The sequence below is a fragment of the Halomonas flagellata genome (genome assembly GCF_022487945.1).
In the GTDB taxonomy this organism is placed as follows: Bacteria; Pseudomonadota; Gammaproteobacteria; order Pseudomonadales; family Halomonadaceae; genus Halomonas; species Halomonas flagellata.
Map to the genome: position 1 here is coordinate 1 of NZ_JAKVPY010000029.1, position 16,221 is coordinate 16,221.

The following is a 16,221-nucleotide window of genomic DNA, read 5'->3' on the forward strand; positions in this document are numbered from 1 at the left end:
CGGAACCGTAGACGAAGTAGGTGCCGCCCTGACTGGCGGTGCCCACGGTGAAGTTGTCCGGCCATTCGGAGCGGTCGGCGTGGGCCGAGGCCGCGACCAGCAGGGCGCCGGCCAGGGTGCCGGTGAGGATCCGTGAGGTTGCGTTGCGCATGGCGTGTCTCCTGTATGCGGTTGTGCTCTTGTCATTTGCCCGGGCCGTCGTGCCCCGGGGCTGCCTGCCGTCGTCCCCCAGTATGGTCACCGGTTGCGGGATTTGCCGCGATCCAGGCCGGGGTGGCATCAACACACATGACAAGGCAATGGCCATGCCTTCTTGTTGAAATATCTGGTATTTCATATGGTTATGATAATGTCATTCGACCTTGGTCGAGGCGACATTGGCGGGGCCGGGCCGGGATCTCGCACGGGGCAGCTGTAGCGGTGTGCGGATCTTCGCACAGCACCTCGCGCCGGGGCGCCGTCAGGCGTCGGTGTCGTGCCTAACACCGGCGAAGTGGTCGAGACCCGCGGCGGCAATCAGAAGACCCTGAAGGCGTGGAAGGACGAGCACGGCGCCGAAACCGTGGAAGAGTGGCTGGTCAGGACTGAAGCCTGAACTCAAGGAAGGATGAACCCAGCGCGGCAAGACGGCGCTGGGTCATGGTATGGGGGGAAGGAGGTTTCAATTGAATGGCTGCCTTCGGCCTAAAGCGATAAATCGCCTATAGCTAATATAATGCCAGAGCAAATCGTCTCTCGGCGCGCCAGGGCAAGACGTTCTGCTTGATTGAGCTATTAGACACAACAAACACTGAACGGTCTTGCAGGACCGACAGCATGAAGCGAACCGCGTTTAAGCGCCGTCCGCTTGCCGATTACGGGCGGCCAGTCGTTGATCTGATCGCGGGATGTACCGCCGTCGAGGACTGACGTCATTTCGTCGACCCGCACGCTGCCGTAGTCAGCTAGGGCGAGAGCAGGAATAAAGGTTAGAGCAGCTATCAACTTAGCTTTCTTGTGACCGTGCAGTGGCACACATCGCCGTCGATACTATCAATGCGAACAACAACTGGTCGATCCTCAGCCGGGTCTTCGGTAAACAGGAGCCAGCTATTGGAATCGAGCCCCCGGACATATTCCCTGCCCACCTCAGGCTCCTTCACCTGATCCGTGCCAATCTTTGTGGTCATGCCAACCTCAAGTCGTCTTATATCTTGCATGGACTTCTCCTATGTCAAAGAAAACAGAATTACCACCTGCCAAGGCGTCCGCTCTGGTTCATAATCTGCTTTACCTATACCATCAGGGTAGACTAACGTTCCCCATTCGGCCAAGAGCGGAACATCAGCGTTAGCTGATTATATGCTGTAAAGACCGGACGCAAAAAGTCTAGCGCAGTCTTTGCAGGTCCGAGTTGATTTTCCTCGTGATTAGTTACTACGGTGGGGCTCGCTTCGTCCATGAGGCCTGCCGAGCCACTGGAGTCTACTCCTCATTGCCCCGCGGCTTTAGCTCGGCGGGCTCCAGGCGCTGCGGATGACCATCGGGGCGAAAGAGTAACGACCTCGTCATCAGGGCCTGTCTCTGATTAGATACGTCTTTGGTGACACTCGTCCCTGACGACATGCATCCCCATCGACACCCCGGAGCCCGCTCATGTCTCGCGCTATCGACATTCCTGCCGCCGACGGCACCATCGACGCCCATGTCTTCACGCCCGGGGGCGCCGATGGCCCACTGCCAGCCGTGGTGCTGTTCACCGATATCGGCGGCCTGCGCCCCTGCTATCACGAGAAGGCCCAGCAGAACGCGGACAACGGCTATGCCGTGTTGATGCCCAACGTCTATTACCGCAATGCGAGCGGCCCCGTCGTGCCGGAGGGCAAGTCCTTCCGCGATCCGGATGTGCGTCCGACGCTGTTCGAGTATGCCGGCCACCTGACGCCCGAAGCGCAATCCCGAGATTTCGCCGCCCTCCTCGACTGCATCGATGGCGAGGCCGAGTTCGCGGATGGCAAGTTGGGCGTGGTCGGCTACTGCATGACTGGCGCCTTCGCGTTGCGCATGGCGGCCGAACACCCCGACCGCGTCGCCGCCGCGGCCGGCTTTCACTCGGCCCGGCTGGCGGGCGTGGACGACCCGTACAGCCCAGTCCACGTGGTCGGCACCGTCGAGGGGCGTGTCTATCTCGGCCACGCCGACAAGGATGAGCTGCTGCCCCCCGAGCAGATCGCCCGCATGGATGAGGCGCTGGCCAAGGCCGGCGTGCACTTCACCACGGAGCTCTACAAGGGTGCAGCCCACGGCTTCACGGCCAAGGACGCCCCCGCCTACGACGCGACCGCCGACGCCCTGCATCACAAGCGGCTCGCCATGTTCCTGGAAGAGACGCTGTAACGGGACCTTCCCCGCTTTTCATCAGCGGTCCCGCTGTATGGGGCCGCGATGGCGGGAGCAAAACCCGCCTTTGAGGAAGGTAAATGGGAACCTGTCCCCGATTACCCAACTTATACCTTCTCTCGGCCAGAAGCGGTCTTTCAGCAAGTCATGATGTAACGGAAAGTATGAGGCGCGGCTGAGAAACAGCCGTCGCGCCCCATGCTGGAGTTAGGCGTCTTGTTCTTGTTGCACCCCGAAGTTGGACTCACTCCTTTCCTTCCGACCGGCCGGACGGCTTGCCAGTGAAAACCGCCAACTGAGCGTCAAAAGCACGCATAAAGGCCGGCCGCGCTTCGCCGCGGGCGACATAGGCACAGAGGTTCGGATAGTCCTCAATCAAACTCGATCCGTTCAGCCTTCGCAGCACCTGCACCATTAGGAGGTCTCCAGCGCTAAATGCATCGTCGAGCCACTCAGCGCCCCCAAGTCGATTAGATAGCTCGTCCAGCCGGCCATGGATGCGATCCTCGAGGATAGGTAGACGCTGCTCATACCAAGCCTCGTCGTATTCCAAGTACCTGGCGATTTCACGCTGAACGATCGGTGGCTCCACCGTGCTGAGCGCAGCGAACATCCACGTAATCGCGCGCGCCCGGGCATTCGCATCATGTGGCAGGAGGCCTGGATGGCGCTCGGCGATATGGAACACGATCGCACCCGACTCGAACAAGGCGAGGTCGCCTTCTTCATAGGTCGGTATTTGTCCGAAAGGATGAAGCGCAAGATGAGTAGCTTCCTTCATTGCACTAAATGAAACCAGACGAACGTCATAAGGCTGGCCGACTTCCTCAAGAGCCCAGCGCACGGGCATGTCACGTGCCAGCCCCTGGCCGCGATCAGGCGACTGTTCAAAGGCAGTGATGGTCGGGATCATTCGAAAACTCCAGTTGCGCACATTGCTGCTGCCTTCATTAGTCGAATGCCGCAATACAAAATCGACAACTCCCACAGATAGCCAGCTGTGAGCCTAACGCTTGAGTTAAGCCGCGCCGCGAAGTGGCATCGGCTTGAACGCATTGTCTAGAGTTTCTCGTTCTACGATGGGCCAAGACGACCCAGAGACGAGATCGACCTCAACCTCGATGCGCCGCCTCAATCGCCGCGATGTCGATCTTTGTCATCTGCATCATCGCATCGAATGCGCGCTTGGCGGCAGCCGGATCGGGATCGGTGATCGCTTCTGTCAGGGCGATCGGCGTGATCTGCCAGGACAGTCCCCATTTGTCCTTGCACCAGCCGCACGCGCTCTCCTGGCCACCGTTGGCCACGATTGCATCCCAGTAGCGATCCGTTTCGGCTTGGTCAGCGGTTGCGACTTGAAACGAGAACGCTTCGTTGTGCTTGAACGCGGGGCCGCCGTTGAGCCCCAAGCACGGAATCCCCATCACGGTGAACCAGACAGTCAACACGTCCCCTTGCTTCCCCGACGGAAAGTCTCCCGGGGCGCGGTGCATGGTGCCGACGGACGAATTGGGGAAGGTCTTGGCGTAAAACCGCGCCGCCTCCTCGGCGTCGCCATCGTACCAAAGGCAAATCGTGTTCTTCGCGGGTTTTACCATATCACTCCTCCATTGAGATGAGCTGCCCGACACCGGGCCTGCAACGCCGAACTGTTCAGCATTTATTCGCCGTGCGGAGCATGGCGGATAAATGCCTGTTGGACCAAGCCGCCCATCAGGCGGCTATACAGCTTCTATAGGGTATTGTATTTGCCGGAGTGCGGCCTGAAGCATCAGGTCGCGTGCGCACGGATCTGTGGTGACGCGTTCGGGCGGCAGTGATGTGGGTCATGATCCCAGTCTCCTCCGGGCCCAATTTACCCCAACGTAGCGCGCCTGCTGGTCAAAATCCATCGCCGGGACGATCGCCGCCGCGGCCCGCGACCGGGCCGGATAGCCGATCCGGCGATCCGGCGATCCGGCGATCCGGCCGATTTCCAGCTCGATGACTGCCGTACGCAACGCCATCTCTCGGACGAAGGGCGGGCCCAGTCCCGCACCATGGGCGAGCTGTTCTGCGCGAACGGCATCACGTCGGCAAGGTTCCTCTGCCTTTCTGATCGATGATCATTGGCTAGCGCGAGCCGGCACCGGATGCGCCTGTTTCGCGCGGGCACCTTGCCGTTCCTCCCGCGCCTGGGATATCCGCGGCAGATTATCCTCGATCCAATCGGCGAGGAGGCGCACTTTCTCCGCCGCCTCGCGCCCCAATGGCGTGAGGCTATATTCCACGTGCGGCGGCACGACATCATAGGCGACGCGGTCGACCAGCCCGTCGCTCTCCAGGCATTGCAGTGTCTGCGCCAGCATCCGCTCGCTCACTCCATTGATCTTGCGCCTCAGTTCACTGAAACGCTGCATTCCAGATTCCAGCGCGATCAACGCCAGGATGCCCCGGCGGCTCGTGACGTGCTGCAGCACTTCACGGGCGGGGCAGGTCGCGGCCATCACATTACCGCGTCGCAGCTTTTCCGAAACCTTCATCACATCACCATGAAAGAAGACACTTACCAAAGTGCAAGTACCTGCTAATTAGTTCGCAAGGGTCACGGAATGGGCGTCTAGGTGAATTCCGGAGCCTTGACCATGAATCGTAGGGACATTCTTCAATTCACTGCAGCAGGCGCAGCCCTTGCCGTGCTCCCCGCACACGCCCAGTCTCAGGGAACTGCCGACGCGGGGCCCGATAACAAGGACGGCGCTGCCGCTGAATTCCTCCGATCACGGGATGCGCTATTTTCCGTGCCGGGTGGCTGATGATGATCTGGAGCGGCAGCATCGTCTCGGTCAACCGGGTGTCACCGACCTGACAGGTGCTGGCCGCAACCGAGCTGAACCAGCACGCTCAGATGAGTTCTGATCAGGGAAGCGCCTTGGCGATGCGGTCATACTAAAAATGGGGAGCTGTCTCTGAGGGGCCCCCAGATATTTTACTGATAAATCAGCATGTTGAGGGTGTTTAGGCGGTGAGCTGCCAGCGCTGGGAGGCCCTAGGGGGTCAGACCCCGGCAGTGTCGAATCCGCTCGCCATGTGCACGATGACCCGCCTGGCAACTCGGCTGGGGTCTGACCCCATAGGGGCGGGCCTCGGCGTCTTTATTCGGCGAATATGCCGCCATCATCGTGAAATTCGTGGGGCATTGCCCTTGGGGAGGGACGAATGCACTCTGATGCTCAGTGGCAGTGAACAGCGCCAGCTCTGTTATCCATGTGGCAACACTGCCCCGGGGGCGAGCTTTTGCGTCCCCCCTCCATGGGCAAGAGCTGTGCTACTAAAAACCAGTAGCGTTAATGCAAGAATAATTGTTTTCATAATCACCTCTCCGCACCCTGCTATTTGGTTCCGCCAGGAACAGGATAAATTAGTATCTAACGCCGCCCAGCACGCGCGGCTGCGGAATAGAGGCGAAGCCGCAGTGGAGTAGCCGTTGCCGTGATTGTTAACTACACACAGCCTCCTTGATAGATCGCACTCTCGGGTCAGCCAAAATTGCTCCTTTGAGTATCAAAATGTGAGCATTGACATGCTCTTTATATGATGCGTACTCACCCACAACCTCGTACGGAATAAGCAGCGCCTCAATGACATTAAAGCTCTCATCATAAATCACCGCAGCCAAGATATCAAAATCCCTTTCGGCGTACTTTCGGATCGCGCTGAGCTGCCGCGAATTGTTATGAGGGGTAACACGTCGCCCTTTTATCTGGAAACGCACCCCATCCTTGGCAATACCGTCATACCCTGCCTTAGAATTGGGCTGAAGCTCAAGGCCTAAAGCCGTTGAAACGAGCCACTCGGTATAATCACCAAGGGGATTATTCTGAGTTCTGACTACACTCCTGCGCTTGAGCTCATTGGTCGCGAATGCCTGCAACTGTAGAAGCTCTTTTACTGTCAATTCTTTGATGTTCACTCTATCTCCCATTCAGCTAACGCTCGGCACACGTGCCGGTTTGGAGCCGCTACGCGGCGGAAATCGTTCACCGCGCTGCTGCTTGTTAGCCAAATTAAGTGCTAGCTTTCCAATCTTGCATTCATTAGCTCTTCAACAATAGACCTAGCCTTTACAGCAGCCTGTAGATCTCCCAAGACGTGAGCCTGAACTATAGCCCCTTCTTTCAATGTTGCAATTGCTTCCGAAATTGTAATCACCGCCTTTTCATCAGAAAAAACCTTGGAGGCATGGCTTTTTATCAAACTAAGCATCGCTTTTTTATGACGGGCACACTGTTGATGTATTGGATGATTAAAGTCACTAAATTCAGCACTAACATTTATGAAATAGCAGCCGTAAAAAGGACAAACCTGTTTGTCCCGTTCATTAAACCAGTCATCAAGCGCGCCAAACATTTCATATAATGCTCCCTGTCCATCTGGTGCCTTCTGAGTACGCCCCTCAATCCAAGAGGAAAATTGTCGATCACGATAGTCAACAGTTGCAGCTACCAACTCTTCTTTGCTAGGAAAGGGCGTCATGAAACACAGCAAGGAAGTAGCAGCATTCCATGACGCCCGTACTTTCCACCTTAGTTATACGACGGTGGTAGCACGCCCCCGGTTATTCCTTCTGCCGCAAAGGAATCACATAGCTTGTTGGATACTCCCGATGCTTGTCTGTAATTGCGTCAGTGATGCCAAAATCAATGAACACTGCGCTAGCTACGATTTTGGCACCCACAGTGCTAGGTATTGACCCGAATGCCTCTCGACCATCCGACGATCTACAATTGTACCTCAACGGATCGTCTGACCTGCGCACGGCATAGATTGATGGAATCGTCGCCTCCCAAGCCCCGCGCTTGTTCTGCAACTGGCATTGACCGTTTGAACCGTCACTAAACGATAGTGCAACAGGTGTCATGGCATCATTCGTGATCGTTGCACAGCCCGTAGTGCCGATTGCGAATAGTACAGGAATCATCATTCTCATTGTTTTTCCCCAGTGTGGTCTTTAATTGATCCCTTGCTTAAGTAGAGCTTGTTTAGACTCGATTTTTCTCAAGGCTCCTCTTCCTGCATTACAGTGATTGGAAAGCATGCACGAATACTTGAATGCACGTGCATGCCGCATTTCCCGAGACATCCCCTGGGGTCGCCCCCAGTCACACCATGACCCCGGCTCTCGGGTTGAAATTTCCGAGCTGGAGGCACGCTACCGCCAGGCAGTACCACTTTACGTCGCTTCCTCGGCCATTTGGCCACGCCAATGTCTCCATGTGGAGACATCTAAATCCCACACCGAAACATCCAGTAACACTCAGGTTACCAAAGATACCTCCTGGTTGCGTAATCGAATACTGAGAAAAAAGTCGTAGGGGGTTGGTGCGCAAGGCTGGCAGAGAGCTGCCGTTGGGTGTGCTGCCCTTCGCCTGACGAATCGGCCTTTTGGACACCGTTGCCATGATCAGCCATCAGCCGGTCGCCTCCATCGTGAAAACCGCCCACTATGAGATGATCTGGAGCGGCAGCATCGTCTCGGTCAACCAGGTGTCACCGACCTGACGGGGTGCTGGCCGCAACCGAGCTGAACCAGCACGCTCAGATGAGTTCTGATCAGGGAAGAGCCTCGACGATGCGGTCATACTGGAAATGAGGGTCTCCTCATTCTCCACAGTCATTGACTCCGTGCCGGGTAAGCAGCGATGCAGGAGTATCAGGACCAGTGTCGGGCGATGGTGTCGTCTTCGCGTGGCCGCGGCATACCGCCGGCCACCGACGGCGCTGTCATCGCGCTGGTGCTGGCGTTACTGTCACCGGTGGCCGAGCCCGGGGAAAGCACCGAGATCGTCTGGCACGCTGCCCTGGAGGTAGCCACCGGAGAGGCCCACAGGGGTCCCTGGCGCATGAACGCGTCGGATTTCCGCTACGTGGATGACGCTTCGGTAGCGTTGCACGAAGACGGCATGGCAGCGGTCGTCTGGGCCGACCAGGCGCAGCAGGAGGTGTTCCTGCAGCGCTACGACCGCGCCGGCGAACCGCAACTCGATGCTCCGACCAACATATCGCGCAGCGCCGATACGTTCTCCTGGCTCCCGCGCGTGATCATGGCCGCCAACACACCGGACAGCGTTTACGTGCTCTGGCAGGAGATCATCTTCTCTGGTGGCACTCACGGCGGCGAGATCCTGTTCGCCCGTTCGCAAGACGGCGGCGCGTCGTTCAGTGTGCCGATCAATCTCTCCAACACGCAGAACGGAGCAGGCAAGGGACGGCTGACCACCCGGCGCTGGGACAACGGCAGCCTGGATCTGACGGAAGGGCCCGACGGGGAGGTCTGGGTGGCCTGGACGGAGTATGAAGGCAGGCTGCGGATCAGCCGTTCCAGCGATGGCGGCCGCACCTTCTCGGACCCGAAGCATATCGCCGGTGGTGGCGACCTCCCCGCCCGCGCGCCGAGTCTCGCCGTGGACGGCGACGGACGGGTACATCTGGCATGGACCGTCGGCGAGGACCCGACAGCCGATATTCGCTACACGATTTCCGACAGCCGGGGCGAGTCGTTCGAGGCGCCCCGTACCGTGGACGCGACCGGTGGACATGCGGACGCGCCGAAACTCGCGGTGGACGGCGACGATATCGTGCACCTGGTGTACGCCGAAAGTCCGGACGGCCCCTGGCAACGGGCGCATATTCGCTACACCCGGGCACGCGCCGGCGAGCGCTTCCGCGCGCCGGAGGACATTTCCAGCGCGCATGCCGAACGGTTCGCCAGCGTCGGCTTTCCGTCGCTGGCGGTTTCAGGCGCTAACCTGTATGTGCTCTGGGAGTTGTTCCCCCGTCCGGGCCATCGGTCCCGAGGGCTCGGCATGACGCGTTCAACGGATGGCGGTGAACACTTCGCTGCGCCGGAGATCGTGCCGCACAGCGGGGCGTCGGATCCGGGATTCAACGGCAGCCTGCAGGGGATGCTGATGCGCAAGCTTGCCGTGAGCGATGCCGGGGACATTGCCGTGGTGAACAGCACCTTCCAGCCAGGCGAGAGGAGTCTTGTGCGGTTGATTCGCGGACACCTCGAACGCTGACAGGATTCGACTGGCTCGAGCGCCGGAGTGTCTACCGGACCGGGAAAGCCCGGCTACTATCGATAGCGGGCGGCGGTGATGAACTGTGCAAACGACTCGCACCATACGATGACGGTGTTGTAACGCGCCGGATCCACCGATTCGGGCACGGCGACGAGGAAATTCTCGAAGGTCCTGACGTCGCCAACCCGCACCATGTGCTCCCTGAGACGCTCGAACTCTGCCTCGGTTTCGACGAACTCGGGCGAGAGGTACAGCTTGTAGTCTGGCCCCGGGGCGAGCTTGCCAACGAAGACGATGCTCTGGCGTCCAACCGACACGCGACCTTCCCCCCAGTGCAGCAGATCGCTGCCCTCGAGGTCACGCTGGAACTCCCCTGTGTATACGGCCTGCTGGCTGTGCGTCTCCAGCTCCTCCGGCGACGGAGGCGGCGGCGCGATCAGGATGGGTAGCGCGTAGATACCAATGGCGAACCCCACCGCCCCAACCAGCACATGCGAAACCACGAGGAATAGAATTTTTTTCATCAGCAAAGCCCTCAAACACCGTCAGCAATACAGTGCATCGCCTCGGTGTAGGCCAGATAGGCGGCGTGCATCTGGCCCCTCTCCTCCTTGGGCAGGCTCAGCATGACGGTCTCGTTCTGGTAGATCAGTAGCAGGTACTTCACCTTTCCTCGATATTTCTGAGCACAGGCTTGATGTCGATGATCGGTGTGCCGTCGATTGCCTCCATGGGCGCAACCCTCAGCCTCTGCCCGGCGACCTCCAGGACCGCAACCCGATGCAGCCCCACGGGGTTGGGGCGATCCGGCGAGCGTGTCGCGAAGACGCCAATCAACGACGCCTCGCGCCTCCGGCGTGGATGCACCTTGAGCACATCGCGGCGCGCGCGGTGAAGCCAGGTCAGAACGATAAGCTCGTCGCCGGCCGTGATGCCGTCAAGCCCTTCCGCCACCGGAGTGATAAGCTCCAGCCACGCCTCCGGAGCCCCTTCATCACCTTGGCGGGGCGCTTCCTTGCGACTGGTCAGCGGAGAACGTATCACCCCAATGGGTTCAAACGTGTAGCGGTTTTCGTTCATGTCCCGTCGCTGTTCAAGCGCCTCGCTACTTTCGTTGCCACGGTGGCGGAGATAGCACGGCGCCTCACCGCACTCCTCCTCCCACATTAGCGGGCGTACGGATCAGGTACCACGGCAATGCTGGATCGGCTGTCTACAAGCTAATAAAGCAATTACTAACAGGCAGAAACCGGCCAGAAGCGGCCATTGAGATTTTTCTGATCTAGAACGCTTGCAGCATGCGCGCCCTTGGAATGGAGCCTAGGGCGAAATGAAAAGGGCGTCGCTGTGCCTGCACTGGTTATACCTAGATTTCAGCTAAGACAGCGTGCCCGAATTGCTCAACTGCAAATACCCAGTCATTCACTGTGCGATGACCGATTGACGTAACACGATGGTTACCCCGGCCTACTGCATTGTCATCTTGGTCCGCACGATGGACTATCTGATGACGCCTTTTCATAACTAGATCTATTTTATTAAAATGTGGTCGAATATTTTCCACGTCAATCTGCACATTGGAAAGGAACGAGGCGACCTCATCTGTATTATTGTAGTTTGAGCGTTCCAAATAGCCGTTTATGGATGATTCAATTACCTCATCAACTGTTTGGCCTCTATGTGCAGACAATGCACCCAAATTAAACTTAGTTGCCGGAGCTGCGGAGACGAGTGGTATGCCCGAAAGCACCTCTGCAGGTGCCAAGGGAAGTTTCCAGTAAGCGATGCTTCGGAGGAGATCTTCCATCGATGCATGAAGCATTACAACCGCAGCACGAAGCACATCAGTTTTCGCATGCCCTCGTCTACCAGGGCCGTCTCCCATTAGATACTCGCTGTAGAGATCAACCAAGTTCCTAACTCGACTGATGTTCTGATCAAATCGAGATTCAATCGTCGCTTTCATGTAAATCCTTCCCGATATAACGCTTGGCTCTGCGACGTGCCGAAGCGCAGCGTAGGTTCGTCCGACAAAAGCCACTGGTCATCTCTGACTATCGGGTGAATAGTTTTGAAGCGTCACCCGCCGTTCTCTTAACTGCTGCCATTACAGATTGATGCTCACTATGAGCGACTAACAAACCACTGGGGCGATGGAAATTTGCTATACGGTCACCAGTGCCAACATCGTAAACTCTGACTGTTGAGAACCCGTTCAGACTACCCATTGTTTTATGGCTTGTAACTTTCCCCATCACCAAGACGTCATACCCACGCTCCCGTGAGACGGTCAATGCGATTTCAACGGGAGCCAAATTCCCCCCGCTTGCGATATCGGTGGATTCCTGTCTCAGAGCGCTACCCTGCACGATTCTATTATCAATGGAGCTCTCAAGTATGGACACAAAATAATCAGTGCTTTCCTCAACAAAAATTGGATTACCCTCAAACCTAGGAACAAAAATTATAGCATTTGATGGAATGTCAGACACCATTCGCTCTCGAACATTTACTATGGATGGGTTTGCACAAGCCTGAAGCAATATCAACGCGAGCAAAGAAACTAGTCGAAAAATTTTCATGCCACTCCTCATAGAAAATAGGAAAATAGACAGCGCCTTATATGATTGGAATAATATATGGATGATACTGGCCGGCCTTGTCAACTTTTCAATGCAAAATTCCATTACGCTTAAGTTCTCTTACTTTTTCTTCAATAGAGCGAGCCTGCATATGAATACCATAATTCAAAATATTCTCACAACGTTCAGAAAGCGGCATACTGCTCTGCGAGTCTGAAGCCCAAATAACAGCTGCTCTGCTGACATATCTATTTGGATCTTGCCCCCAGCGCCAGTCTTTAGATTCCTGGAGGTATTTGCTAAAAACGGCAGAAGAATGAAGAGCCTCATCGTTGATTAAATCTTTATTGGTTAACATGCAATAACTCGTTGTGAGCTCGGCATCAACAATGTCATCGATGAGATCATCAACTTCGCCAGCTTGAGCTGTCATTGCACACCAAGCAAATACTGATAGAATTACCTTTTTCACTATATTCTCCTTGTGCAGACAACACGGATAAATATGCGGACCTTATTTCCCGGAACTTCCGCTTTGGGTCGTTATGCAAAGTCCTCGGTTATGGAAAGCAGCTACCGCGATAGCAGCTCGGAGTGCGGCAGGAAGCGGAATGGTCGGCAGTAGGTCAGCGGCGAGCTTGACATAATTTTTGGGGTCTTCTGGAGGGGTAGTTCAACCTCAGGAGACCCTCATGAGCAAAGATACTCAATGGCCCGCCCCGGTCGGGCAGTCCGCCAGCATATCTATCCGCCATGTCGACGAAGAACTGCAGGACTACGACACGTACCTACGGGACCTGCGTGGGCTGTCGCCGGGTAGTCGGCAGCGCAGCTTGGGTGTGGTCCGCCGACTATTGCGGCAAAAGTTTGGTGATGGCGTCGTCGACATTGCCCGACTGCATCCAGACGATGTGCGCCAGTTTCTTGCCGACCAACTGGCCGCGCGCCGAACGCCTTCCAACGCATCCCTTTTGGCCTCGGGGCTGCGCAGCTACCTCCGTTACCGAAGCACTTGCGGCGATGCCGTCAGTCCACTGGCCGCTGTCATTTCGTCACCGGCGCACTGGAAGCTGGCGGTTTTGCCGCGTGCGTTGACGGTGGAAGAGGTCGAGCAACTCCTGAGCTCCTTCAGGTTTGCCCGACGGTGGCCGAAACGCGGGTATGCCATGGTTCGCTGCGCGCTGGACTTGGGGTTGCGGTCCGGAGAGATCGCCCGCTTGAAGATCGACGACATAGACTGGCAGGCCGGGACGGTAACGCTGAGGGGCACGAAGTCGTTTCGACAGGACATTCTTCCCCTGCCGGTCGAGACCGGGCAAGCGATTGCGGACTATCTGCAGCACGAGCGTCCTCCGAGCGCGAGTTCAGCCATCTTTGTCCGCCCTCAGGCGCCACGCGGTGAGCCCTGCACGGCAGTCGCGGTGCAGAAGATCATCACGCGTGCGTATCGGCGATCCGGCATCCCACATTCGGGGTCGCATGCATTGCGCCACACGTTCGCGTGCCGTCTTGTCGAGCACGGCTGTTCCCTCAAAGAAGTCGCCGATCTCCTGCACCACCGTTCGCTGACCACGGCTCAGATCTACGCCAAGCTCGACACGCCGCAACTCTCGACAGTGCCGCTTCCGTGGCCGGGGGGCGAGTCATGAGCGCGCACATCCGCCTGCAGACGAGAGTTGACGATTACCTGGCTGAGCGCCGTCGGCTGGGTTTCGACCTCCGCTCCCACGACACACTTCTCGCCGACTTTGTGAAGTTCGTTGCGGATCACCATCACCACGGTCCCTTGACCGTTGAGCTGATGGCCGATTGGGTGCGCACGGGTAAAGGGGGACTTGGCACACCGGAGACCTGGTATCGCCGAATGGAGAAGTTGCGCCGCTTCATCCGTTATCTGCGACAGTTCGAGCCGCAAACCGAGCTGCCTGACGCATCGATCTACGGTCCGGAGCCCGGTCGGGTGGCACCCCATATCTATCGTGAAGACGAGCTTGTCGAACTCTTGGCAGCGGCCCGCAAGCTCGGGCCACGCGGCAGCTTGCGCCCGGTGACCTTCGAGACCTTGTTTGGCCTGATGGCTTCGACTGGAGTGCGCATCTCCGAGGCCCTGCATCTGCGGGATGCCGACGTTGATCTCAGACGGGGGATCCTGATCGTTCGGCAGACCAAGTTTGCCAAGTCGCGCCAATTGCCTTTGCATCCGAGCACCAGCGAGGTGCTGGCGCACTACCGCCGGCAACGTATGCGGCAGGTGCCAACGCCAGCGGACACTTCCTTCTTCGTTGGCTGCCGGGGTCAGCAGCGGGGCCAACCGCTCCACGCTCGGCAGGTCCATCGTGTCTTCAATGGGTTACGCGATGGACTTGGCTGGGTCAATCGGGGGGCGCACGCCGCACCACGCCTTCATGATCTACGCCATACCTTTGCCGTCAGGCGCTTGATCCGCTGGTATCGCGCGGGCACCGATGTCGACCAGATGATGCTGGCTCTTTCGACCTACCTGGGTCACACCAAGATCTCTTACACGTACTGGTATCTCTCGGCGGTCCCGGAATTGATGACACTGGCCGGTGGCAAGTTCGAGCACTTCTTCGAGTCAGGAGGAGCCGACGATGAGTAAGCCCCCCAATCAGCCGCCGTCATTCGCCGCGCTTGTACAGGCCTACTTCGCCGAGTATCTGACCCAGCAACGAGCGCTCAGTCCGCAGACCGTCGCCGCCTACCGCGATGCTTTTGTGCTGTTCCTCGAGTTCGCACAGTCCCGACTGGGCAAGCTGCCCGTTGCGATCGCGCTTGCGGACATGACGCCAGAGTTGATCACGGCGTTCCTCAATCATCTTGAACAGCAGCGCCATAACTGTGTGCGCAGTCGTAACGCCCGCTTGGCTGCGTTGCGGTCATTCCTCAAGTTCGCCGGCCGCCGGGATGTGTCGTCCCTTCAGGTGGTCGAACATGCGCTTGTCATCCCCATGAAGCGTTTCGAGCGCCCCATGTTCGGCTATCTGTCCCGGGAGGAAATGCTGGCCGTGATCGACGCGCCCGATGAAACCTGGATCGGCCGCCGTGACCATGCGCTGTTCCTGCTGCTCTACAACACGGGCGCGCGCGTGTCCGAGATCACCGCCGTCAAGATCGGCGATGTGGTGCTGGAGGATCGTGCCGCGTGCGTTCATCTACTCGGCAAGGGCCGTAAACAGCGCAGCGTTCCACTGTGGCGTTCGACGGTCAGGACCCTACGCGCGTGGCTGCGGCAGAATCCTCAGCTCGAGGCAGAATCCCCGTTGCTGCCCAATCAGCACGGGCATGCGATGACGCGCACCAACGTCGCTCTCCGGCTGGCCTTGGCGGTGCAAGCCGCGACCCGGTCCCATCCGGATCTGGGAAAGCGCCAGATCTCGCCACACGTCATTCGGCATACTACAGCGATGCATCTCTTGCAGGCCGGCGTCGACATCAGCGTCATCGCTCTCTGGCTGGGCCACGAAAGCCCGGTGACGACCCATCAATACGTTGAGGCCGATCTGGCCATGAAGGAGCGTGCATTGGCCAGGACCCACGAACCCGACGCCAGAATCCAACGCTACCGGGCCCCTGACTCACTCATCGACTTCCTCAAGACCCTGTGATTATGGAAAGGCCGCTCCGCACACCAACCGCCGCGCTCCGCCGGTTGGTGTGCGGTGTCTCCCGCCACTTTCCATAATCGAGGACTTTGCATAACGACCCTTATGGAAAGCTTTCCATAAGGGTCGACTTCTGCCCTTCGACTGAGCCGACCTCCGCCGCAATCATTATTGGCTCTATCAAACGTGGGGAGCTTCCGCCATCGCGCAGCAGAGCTGCGCTCCTACGAACACCATCGCTACAACCAGAGTTGGGGCGCCTGCGGCGCCGATCGCCCGGCGGAGCCTGGCTTGTATGTTGAAAGTGACCAGACAAGGGCAGTCAATCGCGCAGCAGCGCTGTGCTTCTACGAACACCGTTGCCCTGCCAAGCGCGGGGCGGAATTTTCGATCAGGCACGCTACCGCCCAAGGGTGTCGCTCAGCAGCCCCCTCCCCTATTGGCGGTCGCAGGCCGCCGGCATGCCTTCATCGGGATAACATTAGAATCCGATTGGAAACATTCACTTACACTCAGCTTACTAAAGAATGCTTCGGCGTGCGTAGCCGAATCCTGAGAAAAAAGTCGTAGGTA

Annotated in this window: 19 protein-coding genes and 2 pseudogenes; 7 read left to right on the plus strand and 14 right to left on the minus strand. The window is 57.9% G+C overall.

All coding sequences use genetic code 11. The annotated features are described in order from the left end of the window. A pseudogene (locus tag MKP05_RS18525) lies at positions 1-151 on the minus strand (TAXI family TRAP transporter solute-binding subunit); the annotation flags it as partial. 327 nt (positions 152-478) lie between these two features. Here MKP05_RS18525 and MKP05_RS18530 point away from each other — a divergent pair. After that, positions 479-595: pseudogene (locus MKP05_RS18530) on the plus strand (H-NS histone); the annotation flags it as partial. A 385-nt stretch (positions 596-980) separates the two neighbouring features. Here the strand turns inward: MKP05_RS18530 and MKP05_RS18535 are convergent. Further along, on the minus strand, positions 981-1,199 hold the full coding sequence (locus MKP05_RS18535; RefSeq protein WP_027962492.1) for a hypothetical protein: 219 nt from the start codon (positions 1,197-1,199) through the stop codon (positions 981-983). A 436-nt stretch (positions 1,200-1,635) separates the two neighbouring features. Here MKP05_RS18535 and MKP05_RS18540 point away from each other — a divergent pair, with 436 nt between their 5' ends. Beyond that, entirely contained in the window at positions 1,636-2,376 is a 741-nt protein-coding gene (locus MKP05_RS18540) for a dienelactone hydrolase family protein (RefSeq protein WP_240569624.1), read from the plus strand. 247 nt (positions 2,377-2,623) lie between these two features. Here MKP05_RS18540 and MKP05_RS18545 read toward each other — a convergent pair whose 3' ends face one another. The 4 genes from MKP05_RS18545 to MKP05_RS18560 all read right to left on the minus strand — a co-directional run bounded on the left by MKP05_RS18545 (position 2,624) and on the right by MKP05_RS18560 (position 4,901). Further along, positions 2,624-3,292, minus strand: coding sequence for a glutathione S-transferase family protein (locus MKP05_RS18545; RefSeq protein ID WP_240569625.1), 669 nt, complete (start codon positions 3,290-3,292; stop codon positions 2,624-2,626). 199 nt (positions 3,293-3,491) lie between these two features. Further along, positions 3,492-3,977: a VOC family protein gene (locus MKP05_RS18550; RefSeq protein WP_240569626.1), complete on the minus strand. Its 486-nt coding sequence runs from the start codon at positions 3,975-3,977 to the stop codon at positions 3,492-3,494. A 228-nt stretch (positions 3,978-4,205) separates the two neighbouring features. Beyond that, positions 4,206-4,379, minus strand: coding sequence for a hypothetical protein (locus MKP05_RS18555; RefSeq protein WP_240569627.1), 174 nt, complete (start codon positions 4,377-4,379; stop codon positions 4,206-4,208). Between the two features lie 105 nt (positions 4,380-4,484). Further along, entirely contained in the window at positions 4,485-4,901 is a 417-nt protein-coding gene (locus MKP05_RS18560) for a winged helix-turn-helix transcriptional regulator (protein WP_240569628.1), read from the minus strand. Positions 4,902-5,003: 102 nt separating this feature from the next. Between MKP05_RS18560 and MKP05_RS21980 the strand changes: the two genes are divergently transcribed. After that, a complete protein-coding gene (locus MKP05_RS21980) occupies positions 5,004-5,174 on the plus strand; it encodes a twin-arginine translocation signal domain-containing protein (RefSeq protein ID WP_369127983.1) in 171 nt (56 codons plus the stop codon). Positions 5,175-5,857: 683 nt separating this feature from the next. Here the strand turns inward: MKP05_RS21980 and MKP05_RS18565 are convergent. Further along, entirely contained in the window at positions 5,858-6,331 is a 474-nt protein-coding gene (locus MKP05_RS18565) for a DUF6998 domain-containing protein (protein ID WP_240569629.1), read from the minus strand. A gap of 101 nt (positions 6,332-6,432) precedes the next feature. Continuing rightward, entirely contained in the window at positions 6,433-6,894 is a 462-nt protein-coding gene (locus MKP05_RS18570; RefSeq protein WP_240569630.1) for a TetR/AcrR family transcriptional regulator, read from the minus strand. A gap of 1,166 nt (positions 6,895-8,060) precedes the next feature. Between MKP05_RS18570 and MKP05_RS18575 the strand changes: the two genes are divergently transcribed. Further along, complete coding sequence (locus MKP05_RS18575) at positions 8,061-9,440, plus strand: sialidase family protein (RefSeq protein ID WP_240569631.1); 1,380 nt, start codon at positions 8,061-8,063, stop codon at positions 9,438-9,440. A 56-nt stretch (positions 9,441-9,496) separates the two neighbouring features. Here MKP05_RS18575 and MKP05_RS18580 read toward each other — a convergent pair whose 3' ends face one another. From MKP05_RS18580 to MKP05_RS18600, 6 genes are all read right to left on the minus strand, one after another. Next, positions 9,497-9,967 (minus strand): DM13 domain-containing protein, encoded by a 471-nt coding sequence (locus MKP05_RS18580; RefSeq protein WP_240569632.1) that lies wholly within the window; start codon positions 9,965-9,967, stop codon positions 9,497-9,499. A gap of 11 nt (positions 9,968-9,978) precedes the next feature. Next, the gene (locus tag MKP05_RS21835) at positions 9,979-10,110 is read right to left on the minus strand and encodes a YciI family protein (RefSeq protein ID WP_276316680.1); all 132 of its coding nucleotides are present in this window, start codon (positions 10,108-10,110) and stop codon (positions 9,979-9,981) included. Further along, positions 10,107-10,523 (minus strand): tRNA (N6-threonylcarbamoyladenosine(37)-N6)-methyltransferase TrmO, encoded by a 417-nt coding sequence (gene tsaA / locus MKP05_RS18585; RefSeq protein WP_240569633.1) that lies wholly within the window; start codon positions 10,521-10,523, stop codon positions 10,107-10,109. Before tsaA ends, MKP05_RS21835 begins: the two co-directional genes overlap by 4 nt. A gap of 286 nt (positions 10,524-10,809) precedes the next feature. Continuing rightward, entirely contained in the window at positions 10,810-11,409 is a 600-nt protein-coding gene (locus MKP05_RS18590; protein WP_240569634.1) for a hypothetical protein, read from the minus strand. A gap of 88 nt (positions 11,410-11,497) precedes the next feature. Next, entirely contained in the window at positions 11,498-12,025 is a 528-nt protein-coding gene (locus MKP05_RS18595) for a hypothetical protein (RefSeq protein ID WP_240569635.1), read from the minus strand. 88 nt (positions 12,026-12,113) lie between these two features. Beyond that, a complete protein-coding gene (locus MKP05_RS18600) occupies positions 12,114-12,497 on the minus strand; it encodes a hypothetical protein (RefSeq protein ID WP_240569636.1) in 384 nt (127 codons plus the stop codon). Positions 12,498-12,717: 220 nt separating this feature from the next. Here MKP05_RS18600 and MKP05_RS18605 point away from each other — a divergent pair, with 220 nt between their 5' ends. From MKP05_RS18605 to MKP05_RS18615, 3 genes are read left to right on the plus strand one after another with little or no spacing between them, the layout of a single operon-like run. Then, positions 12,718-13,674, plus strand: coding sequence for a tyrosine-type recombinase/integrase (locus MKP05_RS18605; protein WP_240569637.1), 957 nt, complete (start codon positions 12,718-12,720; stop codon positions 13,672-13,674). Next, a complete protein-coding gene (locus MKP05_RS18610) occupies positions 13,671-14,645 on the plus strand; it encodes a tyrosine-type recombinase/integrase (protein ID WP_240569638.1) in 975 nt (324 codons plus the stop codon). The genes MKP05_RS18605 and MKP05_RS18610 overlap by 4 nt, the downstream gene beginning before the upstream one ends. Continuing rightward, a complete protein-coding gene (locus tag MKP05_RS18615; protein ID WP_240569639.1) occupies positions 14,638-15,651 on the plus strand; it encodes a tyrosine-type recombinase/integrase in 1,014 nt (337 codons plus the stop codon). Before MKP05_RS18610 ends, MKP05_RS18615 begins: the two co-directional genes overlap by 8 nt. Positions 15,652-16,221: the final 570 nt, after the last annotated feature.